Raw genomic sequence first — 7010 nt, 5'->3', positions numbered from 1 at the left:
TTGGTGTCCCAGTCCTGCTGGATCTGCTCGGGGCTCTTCGGCGTGCCAACGCTCGACATAGCACTGCTCCTCAAAAGGTTTGTGATCTGAGGACCCTGAATTTCCAGGCTTGCTAAGGCCCCCAGCATCGTGCTGATTTGCTAACACGAAGATGGCACAGGTCAGCAGCGCTGGTCCACCCATTTTCATGCCAATTTTGGCTAGGGATCAGCCGCTTTTTGCAAAGTTTGCGAAGATGGGCGTGAACTGAAACGGTTCAGTTTCTACCAGCCGGTAACTTAAATCCGCAGGTCAGGACCGGCGTTTGCATAACGCTCGTACGGTTAAAGCGGGAAGATCGCGGCTAGCGCTTTGACTTCGTCGCCGACGGCATATGTGAGCGTTCTAACAGTGCGATCGGCCAGGTTTTCGCCGAAGCGATCGGTCGACCCGGGCGGGTAGACGTGCGAGATGATCTCCAACTTGTCCCCCAGCGCCACCGCGGCGTCGTGCTCGACGGTCACCCGCAGCGGCGCCTTCAGCAGTTCCGGGTACGACGCGAGGTAGTCCTCGACGACACTCCAGTACACGGAGTTGTTCATGTGGTCGAAGAAGTCGATGTCGGTGAATCGAACCGGAAACTCGTGGATCTCCGCGGCGTCCTCGCGACGGCCGGCCTTCAGATACGCCTTCCACCGCAGCCGGTTGACGTCGGTGGTCTTCCGAAGGCCGTCCAGAAAGTCGTCGGCGATGCGTGCGGGCGTCTGGGTGTCCCGGTTGAAGTTGATCCAAAACGCCTCGGATTCCAACAAACCGCCCTTGCGACCGTCGATGCGGACCCGCATCTCACACCACCGGTTCGAGGTACCCGAACACCAGCGGCGCATCCGCAACATGTCGTTGAACTCCACCGGGCGGATCAGGTCGATCATCGTGCGGCGGACAATCCAGAGCGGATGGGTTTCCTCGAACCCCATCTCACGCAACTGATCCTGGCCGATATCCACGATGTGGCGAGCTGCAGCATCGAGGCGAAGCCGGCCTTCGCGGTCGATGTCGGCGACACGTAGCGGCCATTCCCGGTCGAAGACGTCGGGATGCCCGTCGAGCACCGGCATCATCATTTTGTCCAAACTCACGGCTTCGCTACTCCTCCCGCCGGACCCCACGCGTGACACCGCGTGGCCCGGCTAAAACCTCCCCCGCTCATGGATGATGCCAAACGACGACCACGAGGCGCTAACCCAGACCGTCGTGCAAATTTTGCTAACTGAGTCTTCGCAACGCAGGTACGCTGGTCCGATGGCCAAAACTTTCGTTGGCTCGCGTGTCCGGCAGCTGCGCGGCGAGCGCGGATTCAGCCAGGCGGCGCTAGCGCAGATGCTGAACATCTCACCCAGCTATCTCAACCAGATCGAGCACGACGTGCGGCCACTGACGGTCGCCGTGCTACTGCGGATCACGGAGGTGTTCGGCGTCGATGCAACGTTCTTCGCCTCCCAGGACGACACCCGGCTGCTTGCCGAGCTACGCGAGGTCACGCTCGACCACGACCTCGGTGTCGACGTGGACCAGTCGGAGCTAGCCGACGTCGTGAGCGCGCACCCGACGTTGGCGCGGGCTCTGGTCAATCTGCATCGGCGGTACCGGCTCACGACCACACAGCTGGCGGCCGCTACCGAGGACCGCTTCTCCGATGGGAGCGGCAGCGGGTCGATCACCATGCCGCACGAAGAGGTGCGCGACTACTTCTACGAGCGGCAGAACTACCTGCACGAGCTGGACACGGCAGCCGAGGAGCTCACGGTGCGGATGCGCATGCACCGCGCCGATCTGGTTCGCGACCTGTCCGACCGGCTGACGTCGGTGCACGATGTCCGCATCAAGCGAATCGATCTGGGCGACAACGTCCTTCACCGCTTCGACCCGGAGACGCGGACGCTGGAAATCGGCGGACACCTGCCGTCGGGCCAGTACGCGTTCAAGCTCGCCGCGGAGTTGGCCTACCTGGAGTACGGGGCGCTCATCGACGGTCTGGTCGATGAGGGCGGCTTCACCAGCGACGAGTCCCGCAAGCTGGCCCGACTCGGGCTGGCCAATTACTTCGCCGCCGCGACGGTGTTGCCGTACCGGCAATTCCACGAAATCGCGGAGAACTTCCGCTATGACGTCGAGCGGCTGTCGGCGTTCTACGCGGTGAGCTATGAGACCATCGCCCACCGGCTGTCCACCCTGCAGCGGCCGTCGATGCGCGGCGTGCCCCTGTCGTTCGTGCGCGTCGACCGCGCCGGCAACATGTCGAAACGCCAGTCCGCCACGGGTTTTCACTTCTCGTCGGCAGGCGGCACCTGCCCGCTGTGGAACGTCTACGAGACGTTCGCCAACCCGGGCAAGATCTTGGTCCAGATCGCTCAGATGCCCGACGGACGCAGTTACATGTGGGTGGCCCGCACTATCGAGCGGCGCGCATCACGGTATGGTCAGCCCGGTAAAACCTTCGCGATCGGGCTGGGCTGCGAACTCCGGCATGCCCACCGGCTCGTCTACTCGGAAGGACTGGACTTGTCCGGCGACATCGCCACACCGATCGGCGCGGGCTGCCGGGTCTGCGAGCGCGACAACTGCCCGCAGCGGGCGTTCCCCGCGCTGGGCCGGGCACTCGATCTCGACGAGCACCGCAGCACCGTGTCGCCGTACATGGTGAAGCACGCATGACGGACCAGATCGGTCGCATCCCGGCCGGCGGCTTCCGCGAACTCGGGCCGATCAACTGGGTTTTGGCGAAGTCGGCGGCCCGCACCGTACGCGCACCCAAGATGCACTTGTTCGCCACGCTGGGTCAGCACAAGCGGCTGTTCCTGTCGATGATGCCGTATTCCGCCGTGTTGCTACGGGGCCGGTTGCCGCTCGTCGACACCGAGCTGGTCATCCTGCGCGTCGCCCACCTGCGCGATTCGGAGTACGAGCTGCAGCACCACCGCTGGATGGGACGCCGTCGCGGACTCGACGACCAGACGCAGCAGCTGATCTTCGCCTGGCCGAACGCCACCGACGGCGCCGGCGCGCTCACCGACCGGCAGCAGACGCTGCTTCGTGCCACCGACGAGTTCATCCTCAACCGCTCGATCAGCACCGAGGTGTGGCAGCAGCTGTCCCATCACCTCGACCGGCGTCAGCTCATCGAATTCTGTTTGCTGGCAGGGCAATACGACTGTCTGGCAGCGACCATGTCAGCCCTGGAGATCCCGCTGGACAACCCGGGTGCTCACAAGTAGCTGTCGGCCACCACGAGCAACGACAGTAGAACCGCAAGCACCGGCGATGCGAGCGCGAACGACGCCAGCGTGAGGTTCCCGCTGCGCCGCAGCCGGCGTCCCCACAACGTCGTACCCACCGCGAACACCACCGAGACGATCAACACGATCGGGCCCCACACACCGGCCGTCGCCAAGGCGTCTCCGATCGAGATGGCCACCAGCCACAGCACATAACCGGCCAGCACGCCGCCGAGCGCGGCCCAAACCGATTCCGCTCGCACCGCTTTCGACCTGGCCACCCCGCTATGCTAGCCGTCGGCGTCGGGCGGCGATAGCCGCACTCATCGGCATCAGAAGTTGATCATGTGGCCGGTCAGGCCGTGGAAGCATTCCTGCATCGCCTCCGACATCGTCGGGTGGGTATGGACGTTGCGCGCCAATTCGTTTGCGGTCAGGTCCCACTTCTGCGCCAACGTCAGCTCGGGCAGCAGCTCGGCCACGTCGTGGCCGACCAGGTGCCCACCCAGCAGTTCGAGGTGCTTGGCGTCGGCGACCAGCTTTACGAAGCCGCTCGGGTCGCCGACGCCGTGCGCTTTGGCGTTGGCGGTGAACGGGAACTTGGCCACCACAACGTCATAGCCCTCGTCGCGGGCCTGCTGCTCGGTGAGTCCGAAGCTGGCCACGTTCGGCTGACAGAACGTCGCGCGCGGCAACATCCGGTAGTCGCCGAGAGCCAAAGTCTCTGCACCGCCAATGGTTTCGGCTGCCACCACGCCCTGCGCCTCGGCGACGTGGGCCAATTGCAGCAACCCGGTGACATCGCCGATGGCGTAAACGTGGTCGACGTTGGTGAGCATGTAGTCGGTGATCCCGATCGCCTTGCGATCGGTCAGCGCGACGCCGGCCTTCTCGAGTCCGAAGCCGTCGACGTTGGGCGCAAACCCGATGGCCTGCAAGACTTTCGCAGCCTTGAGCTCCTCGGTCTTGCCGTCTTTGCTGACGGTCACCGTGACCAGCGAGCCGTCGTCGGCGATCGATTCGACCTTGGTGCCGGTGAGGATCTTGACGCCGAGCTTCTTGAACTGCTTCTCGATTTCCCGGGAGACATCGCTGTCCTCGTTCGGCAGCGCGCGGGGCAGGAACTCGACGATGGTCACGTCGACGCCGTAGTTCTTCAGCACATAGCCGAACTCAATACCGATGGCCCCGGCGCCGGCGATGATGATCGACTCGGGCAGCTCTCGGGACAGGATCAATTCTTCATACGTGACAACATTTTTCGACAACGAGGTACCTGGAACCAGACGGGTGCTGCTGCCGGTGGCGATGATGACATTGTCGAAGGTGACGGTTTCGGTGCCGCCCTCGTTGAGTTCGACGGCCAGCGTGTGGGCGTCGGTAAATCTGCCGTAGCCGTGGATCTCGGTGATCTTGTTCTTCTTCATCAAGAAATGCACACCGGCCACCCGGCCGTCGGCGACCTTGCGGCTCCTGTCGAAGGCTGCGCCGTAGTCGAACGTCACCTCGCCGCTGATGCCGAAGGTCTGGGCTTCCTTGTTGAAGATGTGTGCGAGTTCGGCATTGCGCAGCAGCGCCTTGGACGGGATGCAGCCGACGTTGAGGCAGACTCCGCCCCAGTATTTCGGTTCGACGACGGCGGTATTCAGTCCCAGCTGCGCGGCGCGGATGGCCGCGACGTATCCACCGGGTCCGGCTCCGAGGACGACAACGTCATAGTGGGTCACGGCACCTACCCTAACGGCCTCACTCTGGGCATCAGGTGGCCAGCCATTCATCGATCTTGTCGTCATAACCACTGCCGACTTGCAGGCTGCGCCCGGGCGCGTCACTGAGCCAGCCGCGGGTGAGGAACACGCTGGTGATGGCGGCGGGAAGCGCCCCGGCCAGGTGGATGCGGCGGTCGGTCCAGTCGACGCACGAGCGGGCGAACACCCGCCGACTGGCCCGCAGTGCGGCCAGGTCGATATCCAGCCGTTCGACCAGGTGTTGCCCGCGGTCGGTGAGCTCGTGGTCGCGGTCGTCGAGGTGGCGGATGGCCCCGACGGCCAGCAACCGGTCGCGTAGTTGCACGCCGGCTCGCCGCGCCAGTTCCCCGGCCGGCAGCGCCCGCCCGCCGGCCAGCGCGGCCAGCATGGCCGACCGCGCGGGGTCTTCGATCAAGGTGGCGATTGAGGTGAGGTTGCGATCAGCCGGCGTCGACGAGGCCGAGGTGTCGCTCACCTCGCCAGCCTTGCACAGCCTTAGTTCGGGTGCTCAGTACGGCAGGACGCCTGCGGCGCAATGTCGCTGGCTGTGTTGGCAGTAGAACTTGCCGTACACCGGGGCTGCGGCGACGACCGAGGCGAACACCGCCGAGATCATCGCGATGGCCAGCGCCGACACCAGCGGCCGGTCGGCCACCATGGCCAGTATCAGACCCGCGACCGTACTCACCACGACATAGGCCAGGACGACGAAAACCACTGTGGTCTTGTGCTTAGAGGCGTCGTGGCTCCACCAATAGAACAGGCCCGCGCCGATCGCCCCGGCGGGAATCCAGACCGCCAGCAGTATCAGCACGAAGTGCCACCACCTCACGAACTGGTACCGGTCGGGCACCGCAATCGACGACGTGGGAATCGACTCCGACGGCGGTGCGTCGGTGTAGGCCGCCGGGATGAGTCCGCCGACCGGCTGATCCGGCTGCTCTGCGGCGTCCGACCGCCGGTGCCACCATCGACGCCGCCGAGCCGGCGGCTGGGGCTCGATGAGTTCGGGCTCGACTTTCTGGTGGATGCCGGTGTCGAAGGCCGGTTTGTACGGCTCGGTCAGCGGCAGCGACTCGGTCTCTACGCGTTCGTCGTCAGCCACGGGTCACGACCTCGACCAAGGCGAGCACGCCGAACCATCCAGGCGCCACGGCCACGATGAACGCACCCAGCGCGGTCAGCCACCGGCGCCGGGCCAGCAGGACCACCAGCAGCCCGACGGCGCTGGGGAATCCGACCACCAGTGCAATGGCGACGTCGGGGCGCATGCGCGCGTGCTCCACGGTCAGCGCCGCCGTGCCGCCCAGCAGCCCGGTTGCGACGCCAAGCAGCATCGCGCCGGTTAACAGCAAGGGCCGCGGCAGCGGTATCACGATTAAAAGATACTGCCGCTGCCGCCCGCTACGGCTTTACCGGCGCGGCGCGCCCTGCGGGTACGGCTGCTATTGCATCGTGGTAGATGTTCTCGATACCTGTCCCCGAGGGACGTCCCAACAAACGGTTCATGCGCTACATCCGCCCACCGATCAACGAGAAGACGACTCCTGCGTAACCACATCCACGACGGAATCCTCGACGTGGTACCGCAGCCGGGGCGGCAGTACGGTAACGCCACGAACGTCGCACTGATTCTCGACGGCATCCCGGAATTCGCACCCGAAGCGGGTAATCTCGATCAAGATCACTACGACGACCTTGGGGTGTGGCTGGCCGACCCGCTCACACCGTTTAGCTCCCGCAGAATGGTTGCCGACCTTGCCACTGCGGGATTCACCTTGACGGGAGCCGCGCAGGAGTACGTCGAAGCCTTCACCAAATTGATCATTCGCAACAAGCCTGCTGACGCAATCGCAGCCGAGAAACAGGCTGCCGCAGAGCGGAATTCGGGTGACGCCGAGTCAACCGATGCCGAGCCAATTTCTGTTCCGAGCGGTTTTCTGGGCTGCGTTCAAGCACTACCAGGGGAAACCGAGCCGCCCCTACCGGAGAGGCACAACTCCACAAG

General features: G+C 64.5%; 8 protein-coding genes and 1 pseudogene. 3 read left to right on the top strand and 6 right to left on the bottom strand.

Annotation, left to right across the window (positions count from 1 at the left end):
- Positions 1 to 323: 323 nt before the first annotated feature.
- Positions 324 to 1118, bottom strand: coding sequence for an acyl-[acyl-carrier-protein] thioesterase (locus VGH54_RS05340; RefSeq protein ID WP_331510896.1), 795 nt, complete (start codon positions 1116 to 1118; stop codon positions 324 to 326).
- Positions 1119 to 1281: 163 nt separating this feature from the next.
- Here VGH54_RS05340 and ramB point away from each other — a divergent pair, with 163 nt between their 5' ends.
- Positions 1282 to 2694, top strand: coding sequence for an acetate metabolism transcriptional regulator RamB (ramB, locus tag VGH54_RS05335; protein ID WP_331510895.1), 1413 nt, complete (start codon positions 1282 to 1284; stop codon positions 2692 to 2694).
- Entirely contained in the window at positions 2691 to 3254 is a 564-nt protein-coding gene (locus tag VGH54_RS05330; RefSeq protein WP_331510894.1) for a carboxymuconolactone decarboxylase family protein, read from the top strand. The genes ramB and VGH54_RS05330 overlap by 4 nt, the downstream gene beginning before the upstream one ends.
- Here the strand turns inward: VGH54_RS05330 and VGH54_RS05325 are convergent.
- Genes VGH54_RS05325 through VGH54_RS05305 form a run of 5 tightly spaced genes read right to left on the bottom strand, consistent with a single transcriptional unit; the run spans position 3245 to position 6378 of the window.
- Complete coding sequence (locus VGH54_RS05325) at positions 3245 to 3535, bottom strand: hypothetical protein (RefSeq protein ID WP_331510893.1); 291 nt, start codon at positions 3533 to 3535, stop codon at positions 3245 to 3247. The genes VGH54_RS05330 and VGH54_RS05325 overlap by 10 nt on opposite strands.
- A gap of 51 nt (positions 3536 to 3586) precedes the next feature.
- Positions 3587 to 4981: a dihydrolipoyl dehydrogenase gene (lpdA, locus tag VGH54_RS05320; protein ID WP_331510892.1), complete on the bottom strand. Its 1395-nt coding sequence runs from the start codon at positions 4979 to 4981 to the stop codon at positions 3587 to 3589.
- A gap of 31 nt (positions 4982 to 5012) precedes the next feature.
- Positions 5013 to 5477: a hypothetical protein gene (locus tag VGH54_RS05315; protein WP_331510891.1), complete on the bottom strand. Its 465-nt coding sequence runs from the start codon at positions 5475 to 5477 to the stop codon at positions 5013 to 5015.
- 33 nt (positions 5478 to 5510) lie between these two features.
- Complete coding sequence (locus VGH54_RS05310; RefSeq protein ID WP_331510890.1) at positions 5511 to 6107, bottom strand: hypothetical protein; 597 nt, start codon at positions 6105 to 6107, stop codon at positions 5511 to 5513.
- Positions 6100 to 6378, bottom strand: a complete 279-nt coding sequence (locus VGH54_RS05305; protein WP_331510889.1) for a putative holin — start codon at positions 6376 to 6378, stop codon at positions 6100 to 6102. The genes VGH54_RS05310 and VGH54_RS05305 overlap by 8 nt, the downstream gene beginning before the upstream one ends.
- Before the next feature lie 204 nt (positions 6379 to 6582).
- Between VGH54_RS05305 and VGH54_RS05300 the strand changes: the two are divergent.
- A pseudogene (locus tag VGH54_RS05300) lies at positions 6583 to 7010 on the top strand (hypothetical protein); the annotation flags it as partial.

The sequence above is a fragment of the Mycobacterium sp. genome (assembly GCF_036488105.1).
Lineage (GTDB): Bacteria > Actinomycetota > Actinomycetes > Mycobacteriales > Mycobacteriaceae > Mycobacterium.
This window is presented reverse-complemented; position numbering and strand designations above follow the sequence as displayed.